Source organism: Mesorhizobium sp. M7A.F.Ca.CA.002.05.1.1, from assembly GCF_003998335.1.
Lineage (GTDB): Bacteria > Pseudomonadota > Alphaproteobacteria > Rhizobiales > Rhizobiaceae > Mesorhizobium.
Window position 1 is genome coordinate 1 of record NZ_RZQI01000012.1, and the last position, 21,236, is coordinate 21,236.

At 62.4% G+C, this 21,236-nt stretch carries 24 protein-coding genes; 14 read left to right on the forward strand and 10 right to left on the reverse strand.

What is annotated here, in order from left to right; genetic code table 11:
• The 7 genes from EN939_RS01515 to EN939_RS01545 all read left to right on the forward strand — a co-directional run.
• Nucleotides 1-793: thiamine pyrophosphate-dependent enzyme (locus tag EN939_RS01515; RefSeq protein WP_245473044.1), on the forward strand; the 793-nt coding region annotated here is incomplete at its 5' end.
• A 96-nt stretch (nt 794-889) separates the two neighbouring features.
• A complete protein-coding gene (locus tag EN939_RS01520) occupies nt 890-1,771 on the forward strand; it encodes a cytochrome c oxidase assembly protein (RefSeq protein WP_127266686.1) in 882 nt (293 codons plus the stop codon).
• Nucleotides 1,772-2,018: 247 nt separating this feature from the next.
• The gene (gene coxB, locus EN939_RS01525; RefSeq protein ID WP_164748824.1) at nt 2,019-2,999 is read left to right on the forward strand and encodes a cytochrome c oxidase subunit II; all 981 of its coding nucleotides are present in this window, start codon (nt 2,019-2,021) and stop codon (nt 2,997-2,999) included.
• On the forward strand, nt 2,996-4,936 hold the full coding sequence (gene ctaD, locus EN939_RS01530) for a cytochrome c oxidase subunit I (RefSeq protein WP_127266687.1): 1,941 nt from the start codon (nt 2,996-2,998) through the stop codon (nt 4,934-4,936). The genes coxB and ctaD overlap by 4 nt, the downstream gene beginning before the upstream one ends.
• Nucleotides 4,933-5,535, forward strand: coding sequence for a cytochrome c oxidase subunit 3 (locus EN939_RS01535; protein WP_127266702.1), 603 nt, complete (start codon nt 4,933-4,935; stop codon nt 5,533-5,535). The genes ctaD and EN939_RS01535 overlap by 4 nt, the downstream gene beginning before the upstream one ends.
• A gap of 1 nt (nt 5,536) precedes the next feature.
• Nucleotides 5,537-5,878: a hypothetical protein gene (locus EN939_RS01540; RefSeq protein ID WP_127266688.1), complete on the forward strand. Its 342-nt coding sequence runs from the start codon at nt 5,537-5,539 to the stop codon at nt 5,876-5,878.
• A 20-nt stretch (nt 5,879-5,898) separates the two neighbouring features.
• Nucleotides 5,899-7,359, forward strand: coding sequence for a cytochrome c (locus EN939_RS01545; RefSeq protein ID WP_164748822.1), 1,461 nt, complete (start codon nt 5,899-5,901; stop codon nt 7,357-7,359).
• Nucleotides 7,360-7,412: 53 nt separating this feature from the next.
• On the opposite strand, the gene EN939_RS01550 is transcribed toward EN939_RS01545, so the two are convergent.
• Both EN939_RS01550 and EN939_RS01555 read right to left on the reverse strand, forming a co-directional pair.
• Nucleotides 7,413-7,757, reverse strand: a complete 345-nt coding sequence (locus EN939_RS01550) for a hypothetical protein (protein ID WP_164748821.1) — start codon at nt 7,755-7,757, stop codon at nt 7,413-7,415.
• Between the two features lie 360 nt (nt 7,758-8,117).
• Nucleotides 8,118-8,321, reverse strand: a complete 204-nt coding sequence (locus EN939_RS01555) for a CsbD family protein (protein ID WP_023809505.1) — start codon at nt 8,319-8,321, stop codon at nt 8,118-8,120.
• Between the two features lie 63 nt (nt 8,322-8,384).
• Between EN939_RS01555 and EN939_RS37855 the strand changes: the two genes are divergently transcribed.
• On the forward strand, nt 8,385-8,585 hold the full coding sequence (locus EN939_RS37855; RefSeq protein ID WP_127270601.1) for a hypothetical protein: 201 nt from the start codon (nt 8,385-8,387) through the stop codon (nt 8,583-8,585).
• 132 nt (nt 8,586-8,717) lie between these two features.
• Here EN939_RS37855 and EN939_RS01560 read toward each other — a convergent pair whose 3' ends face one another.
• From EN939_RS01560 to EN939_RS01585, 6 genes are all read right to left on the reverse strand, one after another.
• Nucleotides 8,718-9,446, reverse strand: a complete 729-nt coding sequence (locus EN939_RS01560) for an ABC transporter ATP-binding protein (protein WP_127266690.1) — start codon at nt 9,444-9,446, stop codon at nt 8,718-8,720.
• Nucleotides 9,446-10,210 carry an ABC transporter ATP-binding protein gene (locus tag EN939_RS01565; RefSeq protein WP_127266691.1) on the reverse strand — a complete coding sequence of 255 codons (765 nt, stop codon included), beginning with the start codon at nt 10,208-10,210 and terminating at the stop codon, nt 9,446-9,448. Before EN939_RS01565 ends, EN939_RS01560 begins: the two co-directional genes overlap by 1 nt.
• Before the next feature lie 2 nt (nt 10,211-10,212).
• A complete protein-coding gene (locus EN939_RS01570) occupies nt 10,213-11,172 on the reverse strand; it encodes a branched-chain amino acid ABC transporter permease (RefSeq protein WP_236382683.1) in 960 nt (319 codons plus the stop codon).
• Nucleotides 11,172-12,083 carry a branched-chain amino acid ABC transporter permease gene (locus EN939_RS01575; RefSeq protein WP_023809510.1) on the reverse strand — a complete coding sequence of 304 codons (912 nt, stop codon included), beginning with the start codon at nt 12,081-12,083 and terminating at the stop codon, nt 11,172-11,174. Before EN939_RS01575 ends, EN939_RS01570 begins: the two co-directional genes overlap by 1 nt.
• Nucleotides 12,084-12,201: 118 nt before the next feature.
• Entirely contained in the window at nt 12,202-13,311 is a 1,110-nt protein-coding gene (locus tag EN939_RS01580) for a branched-chain amino acid ABC transporter substrate-binding protein (RefSeq protein ID WP_127266693.1), read from the reverse strand.
• A 147-nt stretch (nt 13,312-13,458) separates the two neighbouring features.
• A complete protein-coding gene (locus tag EN939_RS01585; protein WP_127266694.1) occupies nt 13,459-14,094 on the reverse strand; it encodes an RraA family protein in 636 nt (211 codons plus the stop codon).
• A gap of 238 nt (nt 14,095-14,332) precedes the next feature.
• On the opposite strand from EN939_RS01585, the gene EN939_RS01590 reads away from it, so the two are divergent.
• The 6 genes from EN939_RS01590 to EN939_RS01615 are packed head-to-tail and all read left to right on the forward strand — an operon-like array spanning nt 14,333 to nt 20,053.
• Nucleotides 14,333-15,109, forward strand: coding sequence for an SDR family NAD(P)-dependent oxidoreductase (locus tag EN939_RS01590; RefSeq protein WP_164748820.1), 777 nt, complete (start codon nt 14,333-14,335; stop codon nt 15,107-15,109).
• Nucleotides 15,110-15,115: 6 nt separating this feature from the next.
• Nucleotides 15,116-15,778 (forward strand): 5-oxoprolinase subunit PxpB, encoded by a 663-nt coding sequence (pxpB, locus tag EN939_RS01595; RefSeq protein ID WP_127266695.1) that lies wholly within the window; start codon nt 15,116-15,118, stop codon nt 15,776-15,778.
• Nucleotides 15,775-16,755 carry a biotin-dependent carboxyltransferase family protein gene (locus EN939_RS01600; protein WP_127266696.1) on the forward strand — a complete coding sequence of 327 codons (981 nt, stop codon included), beginning with the start codon at nt 15,775-15,777 and terminating at the stop codon, nt 16,753-16,755. The genes pxpB and EN939_RS01600 overlap by 4 nt, the downstream gene beginning before the upstream one ends.
• The gene (locus EN939_RS01605) at nt 16,752-17,915 is read left to right on the forward strand and encodes an epoxide hydrolase family protein (protein WP_127266697.1); all 1,164 of its coding nucleotides are present in this window, start codon (nt 16,752-16,754) and stop codon (nt 17,913-17,915) included. The genes EN939_RS01600 and EN939_RS01605 overlap by 4 nt, the downstream gene beginning before the upstream one ends.
• A gap of 38 nt (nt 17,916-17,953) precedes the next feature.
• The gene (locus EN939_RS01610; protein WP_127266704.1) at nt 17,954-18,985 is read left to right on the forward strand and encodes an Ldh family oxidoreductase; all 1,032 of its coding nucleotides are present in this window, start codon (nt 17,954-17,956) and stop codon (nt 18,983-18,985) included.
• Between the two features lie 42 nt (nt 18,986-19,027).
• Entirely contained in the window at nt 19,028-20,053 is a 1,026-nt protein-coding gene (locus tag EN939_RS01615; protein ID WP_127266698.1) for a proline racemase family protein, read from the forward strand.
• Nucleotides 20,054-20,070: 17 nt separating this feature from the next.
• Here EN939_RS01615 and EN939_RS01620 read toward each other — a convergent pair whose 3' ends face one another.
• Nucleotides 20,071-20,844, reverse strand: a complete 774-nt coding sequence (locus EN939_RS01620; protein WP_127266699.1) for a LamB/YcsF family protein — start codon at nt 20,842-20,844, stop codon at nt 20,071-20,073.
• Nucleotides 20,845-20,880: 36 nt separating this feature from the next.
• Nucleotides 20,881-21,234 carry an acetyl-CoA carboxylase biotin carboxyl carrier protein gene (locus EN939_RS01625; protein ID WP_127266700.1) on the reverse strand — a complete coding sequence of 118 codons (354 nt, stop codon included), beginning with the start codon at nt 21,232-21,234 and terminating at the stop codon, nt 20,881-20,883.
• Between the last annotated feature and the right edge of the window lie 2 nt (nt 21,235-21,236).

Below are 21,236 nucleotides of genomic sequence, written 5' to 3' on the forward strand. Positions count from 1 at the left end.
GGCCGAGACATTGCGCGCGCTGAACCAACGTCTGACGCAGAAGCCCTCCGATGAGTTCCTGCACCGTTCCCAGGAGACCATGAGGAAATGGCGCGAGATGATGCGGCAGTCGGAAGACATGCAGGCGCAACCCTTGAAGCCACAGGCGATTGCCCGGGCGTTCGGACAACGGTTGGCCGACGACACGGTGCTGGCCACGGATTCCGGTCAGAACACGGAACTGGCCGCCCGCCATGTCGATCTTCGCAGCGGCCAGGCATTTGGGGTGTCCGGATCGCTGGCATCGATGGCTTGCGGTCTCGCCTACGCCATCGCTGCCGGCATCGCGTTTCCCGGTCGACCGATTGCCGCCATCGTCGGCGATGGCGGCTTTGCCATGCAGCTCGGCGAATTCTCGACGGCGGTGCGCTACAAGATCCCGCTGAAGGTTCTGGTGATCAAGAACAACATGCTCAATCAGATCGCCTGGGAGCAGATGATGTTTCTGGGGAATCCGCAATTCGGTTGCGAATTGCAGCCGATCGATTTTGCCATGGCGGCGGAAGCAATGGGCGCAAAGGGTTTTCGCATCGAGCGGGCCGATCAGATCGAGACGGTTCTCGACCAGGCTTTCGCCACGGAAGGCCCTGTCGTGATCGAAGCGCTGGTAGATGCGTATGAGCCGCTGATGCCGCCCAAAATGCCGGCAGATTACGCCAAGAACTTCCGCCAGGCCCTGCCGCGGACACCGGGACACGAACGCATAGAAGAAAACATCGCCCGGGAGCCGGCGAAATCGATGATGGACGCCTAGAGGCACGGAGGTGAGAACAGCGCCTCAGTGGCTCCAATCTGGATCTTTCCAGATGAACCGGAGCTCCGGTGCTCTTCCGGCTGACGGATGCGGATCATGAGCTTCGACGCGCTCTTTTCGACCTCGATCTGCTATGGCAACGGCGCCCCGCAAGCCGGTTGGACACTGGCGCTTCCCATCACATTGCCGCTCCTGGCAGTCGTGTCGCTCTATACAGCGGGCGCCAGCCGACTGTGGCGACGGAGCGGACGCGGACGCCGCTTGCGATCACGGCAGGCCTTCCAGTTTGCTGCCGGCTGGGCCGTCCTGGCGTTCGCCCTTGTAAGCCCGATCCATGCGTTGGGCGAACATGTGTTTGCGGCGCACATGATCGAGCATGAATTGCTGATGGCGGTCGCAGCGCCTCTGCTGGTTGCCTCCCGCCCGACAGCGGCGATGATGTGGGCACTGCCGGTACAGCTGCGCCAGATATTCGGAGCGGCCGGACATGCAAATACGCTTCGGGCGATCTGGGCGTTCATCAGCCGCCCTGTGGTCGCGACCGTCCTGCACGGAGCCGCGATATGGATCTGGCATGTCCCGGCGCTGTTCGAGGCTGCCCTCCAGCAGGGTTTCCTGCACTATGCCCAGCATGCGAGCTTCCTCGGTACCGGGCTATTGTTCTGGTGGGTGCTGCTGCCTCGCCCTGGCCGCGAGCACGCTTGCGGCAATGCGGTGATGCATCTCTTCTTCACCTCGCTCCACACCGGGCTGCTCGGGGTTTTGCTCGTCGTCTCGCCAAAGCTGTGGTATCCGGCTAATGCCGTCGGCTCGGATCTGTGGGGGCTCAGCCCGCTCGAGGACCAGCAACTTGCAGGCTTGATCATGTGGATTCCCGCTGGCCTGATCTATGGCGGAGCCGCACTGCTCTTGGTTGCTTTCTGGATTCAAACGAGCAGTCGGCGGCATCAGGCTCCCCAGGAGTTGCGCATCGTCTAACCCGCACCGCTTCACGTCGGTTTTCACCGGGCGGTGTTGCCAAGCATCCTTTTTCAGCCAGCTGCGTTATGGCCTTGGCAACGATGGTGGATCCTTCATGGCGAGGTGCATGAGTCCGTTGGCCCGCTCTCGCAGGCGGACATGACCGCAAATGTCGCTTGCCTTTACATGTCCAACGCAAATCCTGACTGGCATTGTTGCGGGAAAGGCTGCGCAACCGCGTTTGAGGTGGGTCAGCGCAGCGTCGATGTTGGTATTGGCAGGATGCGGCGATCGGCAATCGGCCCTCCATGCACACGGTGCGAACGCCCGGAGAATCCTTGATCTGATCTGGTCTTTCAGCGCAGTCGCGGCGGCCACGTGGCTGCTTGTCATGCTGGTCTTGGCGGCAGCGCTTTTGCGTCGCCGCCTCTCCGAGACAACGCGCTCGCCGCTTGAGATCGATTCACATCAGGAGCGCCGATTTACCCGCGCTGTCGGCAGCGCCGTTGCGTTGACCGTTCTGGTGCTCGTCATGATGACGATAGCGAGTTTTTTCGCCGGCAAATCCATTGCTTCGCTGAGCGGAACGGAAACGCTTGCCGTGCGGATCACGGGGCACCAATGGTGGTGGGAGGTCCGGTATGCCGGTAATGATCCCTCGCAATCGATCGTCACGGCAAATGAAATCCATGTCCCGGTTGGCGAACCGGTCAAGGTCGAACTCGATTCGCTCGATGTTATTCATAGCTTCTGGGTGCCGAACCTTGCCGGTAAGCGCGATCTCATTCCGGGCCGGCCAAGCCAGCTTACCCTCATCGCCGATAAGCCCGGCATCTATCGTGGCCAGTGTGCCGAATTCTGCGGCTATCAGCACGCCCATATGGCCATCACCGTCATCGCGGAAAGCCGCGAAGCGTTCGACGCATGGCAATCCAGGCAAAACGCCGTCGCATCCGCGCCTGGCGGCGAGGAAGAACGCCGCGGCCAACAGGCATTTCTTTCCACCGGCTGTGCGCTCTGCCATACGATAAGAGGCACGCCTGCCAGCGGAACGGTCGGTCCTGATCTTACGCATCTCGCCAGCCGACGTGCACTGGCCGCGGATACGCTGGCCATGACCCCTGGCGCGCTCGCCGCCTGGATTGCCGATCCACAGTCGATAAAGCCCGGCGCCAAGATGCCGCGCATTGCCCTTAGCGCCGACGATCTCAACGCGGTCGTCGCCTATCTCGGAAGCCTCGAATGAGCGGCATTGGGGGAAAGCCGGCCGAGCATACCCAGGAGGGCCTGAAAGGCATCCGTGACACCGGCCTCGAAGAGGTGAGACTGCGCGCCTTTCTGGCGCATGCCTGGCGAACGCCGAAAGGCTTCTACGGCTGGCTGGTCACGGTCGATCACAAGCTGATCGGACGGCGCTATATCGTGACGGCTTTCCTGTTTCTCGCCCTTGCGGGTCTATCAGCGCTCGCCATGCGTTTCCAGCTTGCCCAGCCGGAGGCCGGCCACATCGGCCCCGATCTCTACAACCAGCTGTTCACCATGCATGGCACGACGATGATGTTTCTGTTCGCCGTACCGGTGATGGAAGCTTTCGCCATTTACCTGGTGCCGCTGATGATCGGCACTCGCAATGTCGCCTTTCCGCGGCTCAATGCATTCAGCTACTGGGTCTATCTTTCCGGCGGGCTGATGATCTGGATCGCCTTCGCCTTCGAAACCGGTGCGGATGCCGGCTGGTTTTCCTACGTACCGCTCGCCGGACCCGAATATGGCATCGGCAAGCGCCCCGATTTTTGGGCGCAGATGGTGACCTACACTGAAGTGTCCGCGCTCGCGGTAGCGGTCGAGATCATCGCGACAGTGTTCAAACAACGTGCTCCCGGCATGTCGCTTGACCGCATCCCGCTCTATGTCTGGTCCGTCCTCGTCACGGCTTTCGTCATCCTGTTCGCCATGCCGGCCGTGATGGTCTCGAGCACAATGCTGATCCTGGACCGCCTGGTCGGCACGAAATTCTTCGATCCCGCTGCAGGCGGCGATGCACTGCTGTGGCAGCATCTATTCTGGTTCTTCGGCCATCCCGAGGTCTACATCATCTTCGTTCCGGCGACCGGCTTCGTCTCCGCGATCCTGCCGACCTTCGTTCGCCGCCCGATCTTTGGCTATCTCGGGATCGTCCTGTCGTTGATCGCGATCGGTTTTCTTTCCTTCGGCCTGTGGGTGCACCACATGTTCGCTACCGGCCTGCCGCAGCTCGGCGAAAGCTTCTTTACCGCTTCCTCGATGATGATCGCCATTCCGAGCGGCATTCAGATCTTCTGCTGGATTGCGACGATCTGGGGCGGCCGGCCGATCTTCGCCACGCCCATGCTTTTCGTGCTCGGCTTCATCTTCACCTTTGTGATCGGCGGCCTGACCGGGGTCATGGTCGCCTCGGTGCCGCTCGACCTGCAGGTACACGACACCTATTTCGTGGTTGCCCATTTCCACTATGTGCTGGTCGGGGGCGCCGTCTTCCCCCTGCTAGGCGCCGTTTACTACTGGTTTCCCAAGATCACCGGACGCATGCTGTCTGAGAGGCTCGGCCGCTGGAATTTCTGGCTCGTCTTCCTCGGGTTCAATCTCACCTTCTTCCCCATGCATATTCTCGGTCTGCAAGGCATGCCGCGCCGCGTTTATACGTATCCGCCGGCGAGCGGCTGGGGCGAGATGAACCTCTTCATCAGCCTCTCTTCACTGGTGGTGTTCGCCGGCTTTGCGCTTTTCTTCCTGAACCTCCTGCTCAGCCTTCGCAACGGCAGCATTGCCGGAGACAATCCCTGGGGCGCGAGCACGCTCGAATGGGCGACGACGTCGCCGCCGCCCTCCTACGATTTTTCGCGGCTGCCCGTGGTAACTCACCGCGAACCGCTTTGGGCCGAGCCCGATACGCTTCCCGTGGTCGAGGGTCTGCGTGTCGACGCACGCGAGGTGCTCGCCGGCACGGTCGCCGATGCGGTGCCGCAACTAAGGGTGCCATCGGCTGACAACTCGATCTGGCCGCTTCTGTCGGCCATTGCGGTGGGCGGTGCATTTCTCGGTTCGATATACACGCCATGGGCGGTGGTCTGGGGAGCGATCCCGGTTTCGATCGGCTTCATCTGTTGGTTCTGGCCGAAGGGCGAACCGGAGGACGAGGAATGAGGCACCGTCCCGTCGCCGGCGTCAGCCACCTGCCCACATATGATTTCGGGTCGGCGAGCCCGATGTGGTGGGGAACCCTTGCCTTCATTGCTCTCGAGGCAACAGGTTTTGCCTTGGCGATAGGCACCTACTTCTATTTGGCCGTGCTGGCCCGGCATTGGCCCATCGGAGCGCCGGCGCCAGATTTGCTGCCGGGCACGGCAGTGTTGATCATTCTGGTTGCGAGCGTCGTGCCCAACCACCTGATCGAGTTTTGGGCGCGTCGCCAGGACCTCGCGAAAGTTCGCCTTGGCATGGTCGTCATGTCGGTCGTCGGGATTCTTCCGCTGATCGTTCGCATCTGGGAATTTCCGGCTCTGCGGATTTCCTGGGATCAGAACGCTTACGGATCGATCGTGTGGTTCCTACTTGGACTGCATACCACGCATCTTCTTACCGATGTCGGCGACACGATCGTCCTGGCGGTTCTCATGTTCACGCAAAAAGGCAAGGCGGGCCGCCGCTTCAGCGACGTCTCGGACAATGCGTTCTACTGGGACTTCGTCGTCGTCTCATGGGTCGTGCTCTATCTTGTTATCTATTGGGCTCCGAGGATGTGAGATGCAGGCGATCCGTACCGGCGTTTCCTGGGCAGGCCTGGTCAGCGGGCCAGTTGCATGGGCAATAGCCCTGCAGCTCGATTACTCCATTGCATCCTGGCAGTGCCATGCCGGCTTTCGTCCCACTGCCTTGTTCTCATTGATAGGCGCCGCTGTCGCCCTGGCAGGCACGCTGCTGTCGTGGCACGCCGTTCATGACCGCGGACATGGTACGATCCCGCCCCGGAAGGCGCGCACGCGCGCGTTCCTTGCCAGGACTTCGGTGGGCATCGGGGCGCTGTTCACGCTCATCTTGCTGGCGCAAGTGGTGGCAGGGCTGATCTTCAGCGGGTGCGAATTGTGACGACGCCAAAGACGCGGAGATTGGCCATCCACCGCCGGTACGCGCTTTGGCCTGCCACGGGCATTCCATTTCCAGCCGTCATTTCTCGGTCGGTCGTACTCGTCTTGTTATCGTTGGCGGTTTGTACCGAGCTGCGGGCGAGCGAAATCCAGAGGGGTGAATATCTCACGCGAGCGGCCGACTGCATCGGCTGCCACACGTCCAATCCGAGCCGCCCCTTCGCTGGAGGCTATCGCGTGCCGACGCCCTTCGGCGATGTATACTCGACCAACATCACACCAGATCTCGAAACGGGCATCGGACGCTATTCCGCGGACGAGTTCGTGCGAGCCGTCCAGAAAGGTATCAGGCGCGACGGAGCCGATCTCTACCCCGCCATGCCCTATGACAGCTTCGCCGCAATGAGCCGCGAGGACGTGCTTGCGATCCGGGCCTATCTCCTTGCGCAGCCGCCGATTTCCCAGCCGCGGCCGCGAAACATTCTGCCTTTTCCATTCAACCAGCGCTGGACGGTTGCGCTGTGGAAGCTCGCGAACCTCCAAAGCGGCAGTTTCACGCCTGACCGGAGCCGGACCGCCGCATGGAACAGGGGAGCCTACCTTGTCGAGGTGCTCGGCCACTGCGGTGCCTGCCACACGCCAAGGAATGCGACGTTCGGCATGGATGAAGACCACAAGCTTGCCGGCGGCACCGCCGGCATCTGGCACGCCTTCAACATCACCAGCGACAAGATCGCAGGCGTCGGCGGCTGGAGCAACGAAGAGCTGTCTCGATTCCTCAAAACCGGCGCCGTGCCCGGGAAGGCCTACGCGGGCGGGCCGATGGCGGAAACGGTCATGAACAGCCTGCAGCATCTTTCCGACGACGACATCCAGGCTATTGTCGCCTATCTCAGGGACGTGCCCGCCCAACCGGGAGACGAGAAGCAGCCGCGTTTCTCATGGGGTAACGCGGCCGCGGCCGCGGCCGACGACATTGCTGGAACCGAAGGGATGACGCAAGGCAGCGGAACCGCAACCGGCGATGATCTCTATCGATCGCTCTGTTCGACGTGCCATGGGGCGAACGGAGGCGGATCATCAGACGGATCCTATCCGTCCTTGACCCGTAACAGCACCCCCGGCGCGGCCACGCCCGAGGATGTCGTCATGACCATCCTTGAAGGCGTCAAAGCTGGTGACGTGGCCGGGCGTCAATCGATGGCGGCCTTCGGCGGCTGGCTGGATGATGGCCAGGTGGCAGCTCTTGCAAATTACGTCACCGTGCGGTTCGGAAATCCCGACCTCAGCGTCACCGCGGCCGATGTACGCCAGATGCGGGCAGGAACGACAACCAGCCAGACGATCATGATTCTGGCGGCTCAATCACTTGTAGCGGGCGCCGCCGTGTTGATGCTTGGCCTGCTGCTTTTGCTGGCAAGACGCCTGCGCCGTGGGGCGACTTCAGCGCGCCTCATGTTCGCGCGTAGAGATAGGCGGTAATGTCGCGCGCCTCTTGAGGCGACAGATTTGTATTGGGCATGGCCGTCTTCGGGTCAACGTACCGCGCCCTGCTGATCCAGCGCATCATCGCATCCGGGGTGGCTCGCGACGGCCCGGTATATCCCTCTTTCGACGACGCCTTGCAGGGACGGACCGACGGTGCCACGGGCGCCGGGCACTCCCGGGATTTCGTGACATCCGCCACAGCCGTTGCGGATCATTGCCGGGACGGCCCGGTCAGGGTCGCCCCCGATGGCCTGTGCAATGGTGGTTTCCCGGAGATTGTCGCCGCGGACCAAGTTGATGGCGCAAACTACCGGAACAATGGCGATTGCCGCGAATACGCCTGCCACCCAGGGCAGCGCGGATGGCATCAACTTGACGGGTTGTCGGCTCATCCGCGCCTGCTGCCGCAGTCGCAAGACGCGGCCCGGTGGCCGCTGCAAGCGCCCTCAAACGCCCGATCATCCCCGGATCTCGCTGGAAACAACTCAATCATCGGCGATGAAAATCATACCAGCGGGCCGAACACGAATGTAGCCAGCAGAACAAGGAAAATCACAGCGGTAACTGCGATCGCCCACATGACGATCCTTCTTGTCCCCCGTTGCTCTTGCTTGCGAGAGATATCTTCTGACACAGTACGAAATCCTTGCTGCAAAATTCAACTGACGATAAGGCTCGGCATCTGCATGAGCCGGACCTGCCGGACTGTTGGGCCGCGTCTTGGAATTGGCCGCGGCCCGGGGCTCACGCGCTTACCAGCCCTGTCGACCGTACCAGTCATCGATATCGCGCCGCACACGGTCCTTTTCGAGGCCGTAACGCTCCTGGATCTTGCCTTCGAGTTGATCGCGCTTGCCGGCGATGCGGTCAAGGTCGTCATCCGTGAGTTTACCCCACTGCTCCTTGACCTTGCCTTTCACCTGTTTCCAGTTTCCTTCCACGCGGTTCCAGTCCATGACACCGTTCTCCTTCGGTTTGAAAACGTCTAACCTCGGAGAGCAAACGCAAATCAACGACGGATGTTCCTGGAACTCGACGCTCGTCTTGCTCTCACAGGCCGCGATCCATTCCTTTACGCTCAGCCTGCGTCATCAATTGAGGTCGTCCTGCTCGAAGGCGACGCCACGACCTTCGACCCAAGACGCCTCCACACCTTCCGCAACAGTTCCGCCACCAAGCAGGCGCAAGCGCTTTTCATCCTGTCGCCGCCGTCCGTCTAGAGGCACAGTCATCTTAAGCCAGCGTAGTCTGTCTCTGAGGGTCAGTGCTTCCTGCACAAATCAATATGTTAGGGGCTGGACTGGAGTGGCGGCCTCATTTTGTAAAAATCCGGGAGTTGGCAGCTTTGCCAGCTAAGCAGCGACGCCACCTAAATAGGCGCTGATGACCGCTTCGTTGCTCGCAAGATCACTGCCTGGTCCCTCAAGCACAACGCGCCCAGCCTTGAGCACATAGCCATAGTCGGCGAATTTCAAGGCGACTTTGCTATTCTGCTCCACAAGCAGGATGGTCACGCCTTCACGATTGAGGCGCTGCACGATGTTCATGACTTCCTTGATCAGTTGCGGCGCCAGACCCATGGAAGGCTCGTCGAGCAACAGCACCTTGGGCGCGGCCATGAGGGCCCTGCCGATCGCCAGCATCTGTTGCTCGCCTCCCGAGAGGTTCCTTGCATCGCCATTCTGTCTGCGCGCCAGGATGGGGAAGAGCTCGAAAACATGATCCAGCCGCCGGCGGCGCTCGGCGTCGTCGGCAAGCGTGAAAGAGCCCAGGTCAAGGTTCTCCTTGATCGTCATGTCGCCGAAAATACGCCTTCCCTCCGGAACGTGGACGAGCCCGCGATGCGGCAGGCGATGGGCAGGGACTTTGGTTATATCCTCGCCCAGGAAGCGGACACATCCGGAGGATGCGGCAACGAGGCCGGACAGCGTGCGCAGCGTGGTGCTCTTGCCCGCACCATTCGCGCCAAGCAGGGCGACGATCTGGCCGCGTTTGACCGAAAGGCTGACACCATGAAGGGCTTCGATGCCGTCATAGCGCGCGACGATGCGGTCCGCGGAAAGAACGATTTCGGCGTCCATCATTCCTCCGTACCGAGATAGGCTTCGATGACCCTGGGGTCTGTTCGCACGGCCTCCGGCCGTCCGTCGGCGATCTTCTGCCCATAGTCGAACACCACGATCTTCTCCGACACCTGCATGACCAGGCCCATATCATGCTCGATCAGCAGGACCGTGACGCCGGTTTCGTCGCGGATGCGGCGGATCAGGTGCACAAGGTCCAGCTTCTCGCGCTCGTTCAGGCCGGCGGCAGGCTCGTCCAGCAGGATGAGTTCGGGTGCCGACGCCAGGGCTCTTGCGAGTTCGAGCCGCCGTTGATCGCCATAAGAGAGACCGCCGGCGCGGCGATGCGCATGCTGCTCGATACCGACAAAATCGAGCCAGCGCATGCCAGCCGCGCGGATCGTCTCCTCCTCGCGCCGCTGTGCCGGCAAGTGCAGGATCGCCGACATGATGCCGTGGCGGCTGCGGCAATGCTGGCCGGACATGGCGTTTTCCAGAACGGTCATTTCCTTGAACAGCCGGATGTTCTGGAATGTGCGGGCGAGGCCGAGCGCGGTGATGCGATGCGGCGGCAAGCCGGTGATTGGCCGGCCGCCCAGACTGATCGAGCCGCCCTTCGGCTTGTAGAAGCCGGTCAGGCAATTGAAGAGTGATGTCTTGCCGGCCCCGTTCGGCCCGATAAGACTGTTGATGGCGCCTTTCTCAACTGAGAACGAAATGTCGTGAAGGACTTTCAGTCCTCCGAAACTGAGGCGCAGATCGCGGACTTCCAGCAGCGCCATGGTCAAACTCGCTTGTCCGGCCACAGCCCGTTCGGCCTGAAGAGCATGATTGCCAGCAGCGCAATCGCGGTCACCAGGGGACGATAGGTGCCTGCTCCGCGCAGCACTTCGGGAAGCAGGGCCACCAGAACAGCACCAAGGACGACGCCGGGAATGCGGCCCATGCCGCCCAGGACGACGCCGAGAAGGATGAGCAGCGACTGGTTGAAGGTGAAACTCTCCGGCGAGATGGCCGTCATCTTGGCCGCGTAGAGGCATCCGGCCACCGAAGCGATCACCGCGCCCATCATATAGGCTTGCAGCTTGGCCGTGACACGGTTGATGCCGATGCCAGCGGCGGCGTCCTCATCGTAGCGAACGTAGAACCAGGCTCGTCCCATTCGCGATCGCTCGACGCTCAGACAGACGAAGGCGGTGAGCAGCGCAAGCACCAGGAACGCATAGTAGAAGTGCTGCACCTGCATCAACCTGAAGCCGAATATCTCCGGGCGCTCGATGCCGATGAGTCCGCTCGCGCCACCGGTGATGTCGAGGTTGCGGGCGATGATGCGCACGATTTCGCCGAAGCCCAGCGTCACGATCGCCAGATAGTCGCTGCGCAATCTCAATGTCGGAGCCCCGATGATGATGCCAGCCACGCAGGCTGCCGCCATGGCGACCGGGATGGTGAGCCAGAAATTGAACCCGAATTCGGCGGTCAGGATGCCTGACGTGTACGCGCCGACTGCGAAGAAGGCGGCGTAGCCGAGGTCGAGCAGGCCGGCATAGCCAACGACAATGTTGAGGCCGAGGCACAAAACGACATAGAGCAGCGCCGTGGTCGCCACCTCGGTCACATAGCCGTTGGCGAATTGCGGCAACACCAGCGCGACGGCGAGTGCCGCCAGGCCGGGCAGCACGACGGACCAGCGCATCAATTGCGGTTGCACGGCTGCCGGCATGGTTCTCACTTCGTCGATCATCACACCCGCTCCACGACAGAGCGTCCAAGAAGGCCGGTCGGCTTGAACACAAGGAACAGGATCAGGGTCCCGAAAACGAAGACGTCACGCCACTCCGATCCGACGAAGGGCAAGGACGAACCGAAAGCCTCGAGCAGGCCGAGCAGCAAGCCGCCGAGCATGGCGCCCGGCACGCTGCCGATCCCGCCTATGACAGCGGCGGTGAAGGCCTTGAGCCCCATGATGAAGCCCATGAAAAAATGGACACTGCCATAATAGGCGCCGGCCATGACCCCACCGCCGGCAGCGAGCGCCGAGCCCATGAAAAACGTCAAGGCGATCACCCGGTCGACATCGATGCCCATCAGGCGGCTCGCCCCCATGTCGATGGACACGGCGCGCATCGCCTTGCCGTACATGGTGCGGGAGACAAAGGCCTGCATGCCTGCCATAAGAGCAATGGAGGCGGCCACCAGAACCATCTGCGTGTAGGTGATATGAACGGTGGAAATGTCGACACCGGCAAAACCGAGGTCGGTGTTGAAGGCGTAATGCCGCCCGCCGGTCAGGGCGAGTGCCGTGCCGTTCAACACCATCGAGGCACCAAGCGCCGTGATGAGGATGGAGAGGCGCGGCGCATTGCGCATCGGCCGATAGGCGAAGCGTTCGATGATGACGCCGAGCAAGCCGACAGCCAGCATCGACACAAGCAGGGCGCAGACCACGCCCAGCCAGCCATTGCCGACCCATATGCCGACAAAGGAGAACACGATGAGGCCGACGAAGGCGCCGTTCATGTAGATGTCGCCATGGGCGAAATTCAGGAGCTTGATGACGCCGAAGACCATGCTGTAGCCAAGCGCGATCAGGGCATAGAACGAGCCGACGATAAGACCGTTCACCAGTTGCTGAATAAGCAGGTCGAGCGTCATTGATGCTCCAGGGCAGAATTGAAAAAGTCTTGTCTGGGCGCAGCGTCGGCGCACCAGACAATCGGCGGTGACGCCGAGGCCGCCACAAGGCCTGCCTCGGCATCAATCCGGTTGGCCTTTATTCGACAGCCACCCACTTGCCGCCCTTTGCAATCACCGGGCGGAAGTTCGAGGTCTGGAGCGTGTTCTTGTCGGTGAACTTGATTTCACCGGCGAGGCCCTTGAAATCGCTGGCCTTGAGCGCCTCGATGATCGCCTTCTGATCCGCCGACTTGGCCCGCGTGATCGCATCGACGATCAGGTCGCCCACATCGTGGGAGAGCGCCGCATAGGCGCCGGCGTCGCGGCCATAGGTTTCCTTGTACTTGGCCTTGAAGTCGGCGGCGCCGGACAAGAGGTCGACAGTCGGCGGAGACAACAGGTACACGCCCTCACCGGCCGACCCGGCGATCTCCAGATATTCCGGTGAATTGTTGCCGTCGCCCAGCACGATGCCGCCCTGGAACCCGGCCTGCCGGAGTTGCTTGGTGAGCAGAGCGCCACCGGCATGGTAGGCGGTCCAGAAGACAGCATCGGCGCCGCTCGACTTGATCTTGGTGACGACCGCCGAATAGTCCTGCTCGCCGGCCGTGGTGGTCTCCTTGGCGGCAATTTCGCCGCCAGCGCTCTTGAAAGCTTCGGCGGTCAACTTGGCTAGGTCGGATGAATAGGCATCGCCTTCGTCCACGAACGCGAACTTCTTGTAGCCATTCTTCTTGAAGAGTTCGACGGCTGTCGTCGCCTGCATGTCGCCGGTCGAATTGGCGAGGAAGGCATTGCCCTGATTGGCGGCGACCAGCTTGGTCGAGTTCGCTCCGATGATGACGAACGGAATGCCGGCGTCACCATAGATCTTCAATGTCGGCAAGACGGCGCCCGAGCAGTAGCCGCCGACGATGGCGGTCACGCCTTCCGAGACAAGCTTGCTGCCTGCGGTCACCGCCTGTTGCGGATCGCAGGCGTCGTCGGCGGTGGTGGTAGTGATCTTGTCGCCGTTGACGCCGCCCTTGGCGTTGACGGCATCGATCGCCATCTTCACGGCGTTCTCCATATCCTGCCCTTCACTGGCCAGTTGGCCAGTCATGGGGGCCACGATGCCGATCTTGATGTCGGCAGCCGCGGCCATCGTGGTCAGAGCCAGCCCGGCAAGGGCGGTGGCGCAAGTTAGCCTCTTGAAGGAAACAACCATCAATTCTCTCCATTTTCCCCTGTTGGTGCATCCAGGCGGCGTGCCCGAAATGCATTGTTTCGCCCTCGGTTAGCTGCGGAGCGGTTATGTTGAGCAAGATCGCCAGCCGGCCACACGATTGTCACCGGCAAGGACTGACCCGGCAGATCAGTGACTGCCGCTTGAAGCCCGGGCATAGGCTCCCTGATAACGGTTCTCCTGGATGCTCTGCATGATCTCGGCCTCGCGGGCTTCCTGCGACCGGACGGCCGCCAGCAAGGCCGCGGCACCGTCGATTGGAAATGCCACGACGCCATCCTCGTCGCCGACGACGATGTCGCCAGGACCGACGACCATGCCGCCTATGCAGACGGGAACATTTATGGCTCCCGGACCATCCTTGTAAGGTCCGAGATGGATGGCCGACCGCGCGAAACATGGGAACGGATTGCGGCCGATGGCACCGGCATCGCGAATGGCGCCGTCGATGACAATGCCTGCGGCGCCACGCGAAGCCGCGACACTTGTCATGATTTCGCCGACCAGCGCGCGCCCCTCATAGCCACCGCCGTCCACGACAATGACGTCGCCGGGCTGTAGCAGATCGAGCGCACGATGGATGAACTGGTTGTCGCCGGGGCGGGTCCTGACCGTCAGCGCCCTCCCCGCCATGACGCCGCTCACCCGATGAAACGGCCGTAACCCGACAGCCCCGGGGACACGAGCGAGATTGTCACTGATCAACGGCGTCGCAAGGGCGCGGAACGCGTCGATCAGTTCGCTTTCCTGAGATCCATCCGCCATCGCCTACACTCCTCGCCGTCGTCGCTTTATGAATATAGTATCCAATCACAATTAATTCAGTGGAGTCAACCGGCTTAAGATGGTTGGCAGAAAAAAGCCAAAAGCGGCTTAGAAACGGCAAACGGCTGCGGAACCGACCCAACAGATCCACTTATCCGGGGCTTGCAATGGCGTCGAAGTTCAAGATAGATTGGATAACATATCCATAAATGCGCAATTGTGAAAAAGGGATTGGGTTGTGAAGCACGCAGGAAAAGTCGTGATCGTCACCGGGGCGGCACGAGGCCTGGGCCTTGCCTGCGCCGAGCGCTTTCATGCCGATGGCGCCAAGGTGGTGCTTGTCGACATACAGGCCGATCGCGGGCGCGAGCATGCCGAACGTCTGGGCGAGCGTGCCGCCTGGCTATCGGCGGATCTCTCCGAATGCACGCAGGAAATGGCAGCCGATATTGTTGCCAAGGCCACGGAGCGATTCGGCGGCGTCGACGTCCTCATCAACAATGCCGGCATCATCCATCTGGACGATTTCGTCGACTTCCCCGAGGAGGCGTTCGACCTGGTTCAGCGGGTCAATCTCAAGGCGCCCTTCCTGCTCGGGCAGGCCGCGGCAAGAGCCATGATCGCACAGGGACGCGGCGGCTCGATCATCAACATGTCCTCGATCAACGCCATTCTGGCCATCCCCAATTCCGTCGCCTATGCCGTGTCCAAGGGCGGCATCAAGCAATTGACCGCGGTGATGGCCGTCGGACTGATCCCGTACAATATCCGCGTCAATGCCATCGGCCCCGGCACCATCCTGACCGACATGGTCAAGAGCTCGGTCATGGCCAGCGAAGCGCAGCGCCAGACCATCCTGTCGCGCACGCCGAGCGGCCGCTGTGGCGAGCCATCGGAGATTGCCAGCGTCGCTTCCTTCCTGGCCAGCGACGACGCTTCATACATTGTCGGCCAGACCATCTATCCGGACGGCGGTCGCCTGATCCTGAATTATACGGTGCCGGTGAAGGACTGACCGCCCATGGTTGTCGGTACGCCCCACATCAGCCTTGCGGGATCGGGCGCGCTGCTGCTCGATGGAACGCAGGGGGCTTTCAACGATGCCACCCAGGAACTGGTCTGGGCGGTAGCGAATGCCGCGCTGAGCCTCGAAGGGGTGCGCGAGGCCGTTCCCGGCATGAACAACCTGCTGGTGGTGTTTGACCCGCTCGCCACAGACGCCCACAGCGTCGGAGATCAACTGATGTCGCTCTGGTCCGCCACCGATGCCCACCCGGTGACCGGCACGCATCATACGATTCCCGTTCACTACGGCGGCGCGCGCGGCGAGGATCTCACCGGCTGGGCCGCGCATTGCGGCCTGTCTGTCGACGAGACCGTCAGGCGCCACGCGGCGGCCCGCTACACCGTCGCCGCCATCGGCGCCATGCCGGGTTTTCCCTATCTGTCCGGTCTCGACCCGCGGCTTGCCTGGGCAAGGCGCAGCACGCCTCGCCTCAAAGTTACCGAGGGCGCCGTCATCATTGGTGGCGCGCAGGCGGGTATCATGCCGATGACCGCGCCGTCCGGCTGGCACATCATCGGCCATACCGACGTGAAGCTCTTCAAGGCCGAAGCGGAATTGCCCGTGCTGCTCAGGCCCGGAGACAAGATTCGCTTCGCAATTGCAGGGATCGAGGCATGATCGAGATCCTCACCACCGGCCTGCCGAACACGGTCCAGGATCTCGGCCGGCCCGGTCATCTGGCGCTGGGGGTCAGCCATGGCGGCGCCATGGACAAGCAGGCACTGGCGATCGCCAATCTCATGCTGGGCAATGATCCTTCGGCCGCCGGGATCGAGGTCACGCTTCATCCGTTCCGGCTGCGCGCGCATATCGACACCGCCGTCGCCATCACCGGCGCTGATTGCGCCGTCAGCATCGGCGACCGGCCCTGCCCGCCCTGGTGGGCCATGACGATCCGCGCAGGCGAGACCCTTGTCCTCGAGGCGCCGCGCGCCGGTGCTCGTTCCTACATCGCCTTTGCCGGCGGGATCGATCTGCCGCCCGTCATGGGGTCGCGCGCGACGGATGTGAAAGGCGGTTTCGGCGGGTTCGCTGGACGCGGCCTGTCGCGCGGTGACCGGCTTGCGCTCAAACCTGCGCAATGCCGCCTTCCCGCGGGCGGCATCGGCGCAGCGCTGGAGGAGCGACGAGGCGCGGCGGACGCCTTGGCCTCGGCAATCGAATTGCGGGTTCTGCCGGCCGCCGAGTTCGACGCCTTCACGCCGGAGGCCCAGGCGGCTTTCACCGGCAGCGAATGGCGCATCACCGACGACGCCAACCGTATGGGATATCGCCTTGCTGGAGAGACGCTTTCGCTCCTCTCACCGCTCGAATTGCTCTCGCACGGCATCGTACCAGGCACAGTCCAGGTGCCGCCGTCCGGCCAACCGATCATCCAACTTGCCGATGCCAACACTTGCGGCGGCTATCCGAAGATCGCTACGGTGATCGAAGCCGACCTCTGGCGGCTGGCGCAAGCGCCGGTCGGCGCGCGCCTGCGTTTCTCAGCGGTCTCGATAAAAGCGTCGACGGAAGCGCTTCGCGCGAACCGGCAGCAAAGTCACGACTTTATCGCCGCCCGAAACCTTATGGCCGGCGAGCAGAGGACTCCATGAAAATTCGCCCCTTCACCATCGAGATTGCCCAGTCTGAAATCGACGATTTGAAGAAGCGCATCTCGACCTGGCGCGAGCCGGACCAGTTGCAGGCGATAGGCTGGGCGCAGGGAACGGAGCACGAGGAACTGCGCCGACTTATGCAGCACTGGCGCACCGGCTTCGACTGGCGCAAGCAGGAAGCCGCCTGGAACATCCATCCGCACTACCAGACGGATATCGGCGGCGAAACCATCCATTTCATCCATGCGCGCGCCGCTGTGGCGACCAACAGAACGGTCATACTCACCCATGGCTGGCCAGGCAGCGTCTTCGAATTTCACAGGCTGATCCCGCTTCTGACCGATCCGCTTTCGCATGGCGGAAGACTGGAGGACGCCTTCAACGTCGTGGCCCCGTCGATTCCCGGCTATGGCTTTTCGAGCCGGCCGACCAGGCCTGGCCTCAACCTGTTCACCGTCGCCGATCTTTGGGCCGAGTTGATGAGCCGTCTAGGCTATGAGCGATATCTCGCCCAGGGCGGGGATCTGGGCGCCAGCGTGTCGACCTGTCTGGCGCACGCGCATCCAGGCAGTCTCGCCGGCGTGCATCTGAACTTCGTCCCCGGCTCATACTCACCTCCTCACGATCCAGGCCCGGATGGCGACCTGAGCTTGGAAGAACGCGCCTTCCTGGAACGGAAAGCCGGATGGGCGGATCTTCATGGCGCCTATGCTCATATTCAAGCGACGCGCCCGCAAACGCTTGCCTACGGGCTGACGGATTCGCCGGTCGGACTGGCGGCCTGGATGATCGAGAAGTTCCGCGACTGGAGCGATTGCGATGGCGATCTGGCCAACGCCGCTTTTTCGCGCGACGACATGCTCGCCAACATCTCGCTCTACTGGTTCACCCGGACCGTCGCTTCGTCGATGCGGCTCTATTGGGAAACGCGCGCCCGTCCGCTTGCATTCGCGCCCGGCACGGCGATCAACGTCCCGCTTGCAGTGGCTTTGTTCCCCAAAGAGCTGCCGATGCCGCCAAGGAGTTGGGTCGAGCGCGTCTTCAAGGACATCCGCCAGTGGACAGCGATGCCGCGCGGTGGTCATTTCGCAGCCCTCGAGCAGCCCGCTTTGCTTGCACAGGATCTAAGAGCCTTTGCCGGTGGTCTGGATTTTTAAAGGCAGCGTTTGCGCGCAGCCAAGCCCGAAGGCCAGAAATGACCAACACCACGATCACCACCGATGCCCTGCATGAGCGCGTCGATGCAATTTTCCGCAAGGCCGGACTGAACCCCATTCAGGCCAGCGCCATTACAAGGGTCATCGTCGCGGCGGAACGCGATGCCTGCAAGTCGCATGGCATCTACCGGATCGAAGGCGCCCTGCGGACGATCAAGGCCGGAAAGGTGAGCCCACACGCGGTGCCCGAGTTGTTGCCTCAAGACGCTCCCGCCCTCGTCAAAGTGGATGCGAAGCATGGTTTCGCCAACCCAGCCTTCGAATTGGGTCTGCCGGTGCTGATCGAGCGGGCACGGTCGTGCGGCATTGCCGCACTCGCGATCAACGATGCGGTGCATTTTTCCGCCCTTTCGGTGGAGGTCGAAGCTTTGACACAGGCAGGCCTGACCGGCCTGGCCATGTGCCCGAGCTATGCCACCGTCGCTCCGACCGGTGGCAACGGACCATTGCTGGGCACCAATCCTTTTGCCTTTGGCTGGCCGCGAGAAGAGCAGCCTCCCTACGTTTTCGACTTCGCGACCTCGGTTGCCGCGCGCGGCGAGATCGAGCTCCACCGCCGGGCAGGCAAGAAGCTGCCGGAAGGCTGGGCCATGGATTCTGACGGCAGGCCAACGACGGACCCCGAAGCTGCCCTGGCGGGCGCCATGCTTCCCTTCGGCGGGCACAAGGGCTCGGCCATCGCGACGATGATCGAACTGCTCGCCGGGATCATGATCGGCGACCTGACCAGCCCCGAGGCGCTCGAGCTGCTTGGCACCACGACGCTTTATCCGTCGCACGGAGAGTTGGTCATCGCTTTCTCGCCGAAAGCCTTCGCCGCCGGCCGGCCCGGCAATCCGCTGGGCCGTGCTGAAGCGCTGTTCGAGGCGATCTTGGGCCAGGGTGCGCGCCTGCCCTCGCAAAGGCGGTTCCTAGCCCGCGAGACGTCGGAGCGCGACGGTATCGTCCTATCGCACCAGGAAATGGAACAACTCGATCGTTTTCTCGAACGGGGGCTCGACGCGGTCTGAATCGGTATCGCCAGGGCCAAGACCAATCACAGGAGGAGAAAAATGCGCTGGACGAAAACATTCACGGTCGTCGGCTGCCATGCCGAGGGCGAAGTCGGCAATGTGATCACCGGAGGCGTCAAGGACGTTCCGGGCAAGACCATGTTCGAAAAGAAGGAGTATCTCGAAGCGCATATGGACGACATTCGTGGGCTGCTCTTGTTCGAGCCGCGCGGTGCGCCCTACGTCAACGGCAACATCATCCTGCCGCCTTGCGATCCCTCGGCGGATCTCGGCTACGTCATAATTGAAAGCACGGAATACCCGCCCATGTCCGGCTCAAACACCATCTGCGTCGCCACAGTGGCGCTGGAGACGGGCATGGTGCCGATGAAGGAGCCTGAGACATTGCTGCGCATGGAAGCGCCGGCCGGCATGATCGAGGTGCGCTGTCTCTGCGAGAACGGCAAGGTGAAGCAGGTGGAGTTCACCAATGTACCGGCTTTTGCACTCCACCTCGACACGCATGTCGAGGTGGAAGGGCTCGGCACGATCACCGTCGACACCTCCTATGGCGGCATGACTTTCGCCCATGTCAATGCGCGCGCACTCGGCTTTTCCATAACACCCGACGAGGCCCACCAGATGTCGCTGATGGGCCAACGCATCAAGAAGGCGGTCAACGAACAGCTCAAGGTCGTGCATCCGGAGAACCCGAAGATCCGCGACGTGTCCAACGTGATTTTCGAAGGTCCGATCGAGCGCGTCGACGGGCGCGTGGAAAGCGTCAACGGCACGGTGTGCCTGCATGGCAGGCTCGACCGCTCACCGACAGGCACCGGCACCACCGGGCGGCTGGCGGTGATGTCGGCAAAGGGGCAGATCGTCAAGGGCGAGCTGTTCCGTAACAGATCGATCATCGGGACCCATTTCGATTCCCGCGTGATCGCCAATACGCGCCTCGGCGATCGCGACGCTGTCGTGGTCACCATCGCCGGACAAGCCTGGATCACCAGCATCGGCCAATATGGCCTCGACCCGACGGACCCTTATCCACGCGGGCATCGCCTCAGCGACGTCTGGTTCTGAAACGGACGCGGCCGTGCTCAGGCCGCGAACGCTCTGACCCTGACGCCGCTCGCCTCCAGCCGTCGCCGAACGCGCGCGGCGATGGCGACGGCTGCCGGCGTGTCGCTGTGGACGCAGATCGAATCGATCGGCGTCTGCAGCATCTGCCCGGAAAGCGTCTCGATGGCGCCTTGCTTGACCATCCGCACGACCCGTTCTGCCGCCTTCTCGGCGTCGTGGATGACAGCGCCTTCCAGCTTGCGCGAGACAAGAAAGCCTTCCTCCGTATAGGCGCGGTCGGCAAAGATTTCGGACCTGACCGTCAGGCCCGCGTCGCGCGCGATCCTGTCCTGGAAGCCGAGCGCAATGGCCAGGCAGATCAGGCCGGGATCGACGGCCTTGACCGCGCGCGTCACCGCTTCGGCGACGCCACGATCGGTCTGGGTAAGATTGCCTAGCGCGCCATGCGCCTTGACGTAGCGGATCGGGTGGCCGGCATAGGCGGAAAGCGCCTGCGCCGCGCCGATCTGGTAGGCGACCAGCCTTTCGATCTCATCCATGGAATGCGGAATGATGCGGCGTCCGAACCCCCACAGATCGGCGAAGCTCGGATGCGCGCCAACAGCAACGCCCTTGTCGCGCGCCATCGAGAACGTGGCCGCCATGATCTCGGGGTCGCCGGCGTGAAAGCCGCAGGCCACATTGGCGGAACTGACGATGTCGAGGATCGCCGCATCGTCGCCGAGCCTGTAGGCTCCAAAACCCTCGCCCATGTCGGAATTGATATCGACCTGCAATCCTTGGGCCGCCATGGCGCTTTCCTCAGTGGTTCGAACCATCGCCTTGCTTCACACCAGCCCGTAGAGCGGCGTGCCGTAGCCGACGACCGCTCCGTCCTCGATCAGCGCTGCACCCAGCACACCGTCTGCCGGCGCAACGATTGCCTTCAGGCATTGGCCGACCTGCAGGACGCCGACCGTCTCGCCCTTGCGAACCGTCTGGCCAGGTTCGGCGATCGGGCGACCGGTCGTCGGGTGATCGAGACGGAACACGCCGACGCCGGGCGCGCGCACGCCCTTGAAGGCCGTTTCGGCCTTCGGGGCTTCGGCCAGGGGTGTCGAGGCAACAACGGATTGCATGTGCAGGCGCAACGAAAAGCCGGCCTCCGACACTTCGATCTCGCCGATGCCGGCGGCTTCGATAT

Coding starts and splice junctions, on each gene's coding strand:
- EN939_RS01585 (WP_127266694.1), bottom strand. CDS start 14,094: ATGGCGGATGGATCTCAGGAAAGCGAACTGATCGACGCGTTCCGCGCC.
- EN939_RS01570 (WP_236382683.1), bottom strand. CDS start 11,172: ATGATCGACGAAGTGAGAACCATGCCGGCAGCCGTGCAACCGCAATTG.
- ctaD (WP_127266687.1), top strand. CDS start 2,996: ATGAGCGGCATTGGGGGAAAGCCGGCCGAGCATACCCAGGAGGGCCTG.
- EN939_RS01575 (WP_023809510.1), bottom strand. CDS start 12,083: ATGACGCTCGACCTGCTTATTCAGCAACTGGTGAACGGTCTTATCGTC.
- EN939_RS01535 (WP_127266702.1), top strand. CDS start 4,933: ATGAGGCACCGTCCCGTCGCCGGCGTCAGCCACCTGCCCACATATGAT.
- EN939_RS01550 (WP_164748821.1), bottom strand. CDS start 7,757: ATGAGCCGACAACCCGTCAAGTTGATGCCATCCGCGCTGCCCTGGGTG.
- EN939_RS01565 (WP_127266691.1), bottom strand. CDS start 10,210: ATGGCGCTGCTGGAAGTCCGCGATCTGCGCCTCAGTTTCGGAGGACTG.
- EN939_RS01540 (WP_127266688.1), top strand. CDS start 5,537: ATGCAGGCGATCCGTACCGGCGTTTCCTGGGCAGGCCTGGTCAGCGGG.
- EN939_RS01580 (WP_127266693.1), bottom strand. CDS start 13,311: ATGGTTGTTTCCTTCAAGAGGCTAACTTGCGCCACCGCCCTTGCCGGG.
- EN939_RS01555 (WP_023809505.1), bottom strand. CDS start 8,321: ATGGACTGGAACCGCGTGGAAGGAAACTGGAAACAGGTGAAAGGCAAG.
- EN939_RS01615 (WP_127266698.1), top strand. CDS start 19,028: ATGCGCTGGACGAAAACATTCACGGTCGTCGGCTGCCATGCCGAGGGC.
- EN939_RS01520 (WP_127266686.1), top strand. CDS start 890: ATGAGCTTCGACGCGCTCTTTTCGACCTCGATCTGCTATGGCAACGGC.
- EN939_RS01560 (WP_127266690.1), bottom strand. CDS start 9,446: ATGGACGCCGAAATCGTTCTTTCCGCGGACCGCATCGTCGCGCGCTAT.
- EN939_RS01605 (WP_127266697.1), top strand. CDS start 16,752: ATGAAAATTCGCCCCTTCACCATCGAGATTGCCCAGTCTGAAATCGAC.
- EN939_RS01600 (WP_127266696.1), top strand. CDS start 15,775: ATGATCGAGATCCTCACCACCGGCCTGCCGAACACGGTCCAGGATCTC.
- EN939_RS01620 (WP_127266699.1), bottom strand. CDS start 20,844: ATGGCGGCCCAAGGATTGCAGGTCGATATCAATTCCGACATGGGCGAG.
- EN939_RS37855 (WP_127270601.1), top strand. CDS start 8,385: ATGTTCCTGGAACTCGACGCTCGTCTTGCTCTCACAGGCCGCGATCCA.
- coxB (WP_164748824.1), top strand. CDS start 2,019: ATGTTGGTATTGGCAGGATGCGGCGATCGGCAATCGGCCCTCCATGCA.
- EN939_RS01610 (WP_127266704.1), top strand. CDS start 17,954: ATGACCAACACCACGATCACCACCGATGCCCTGCATGAGCGCGTCGAT.
- pxpB (WP_127266695.1), top strand. CDS start 15,116: ATGGTTGTCGGTACGCCCCACATCAGCCTTGCGGGATCGGGCGCGCTG.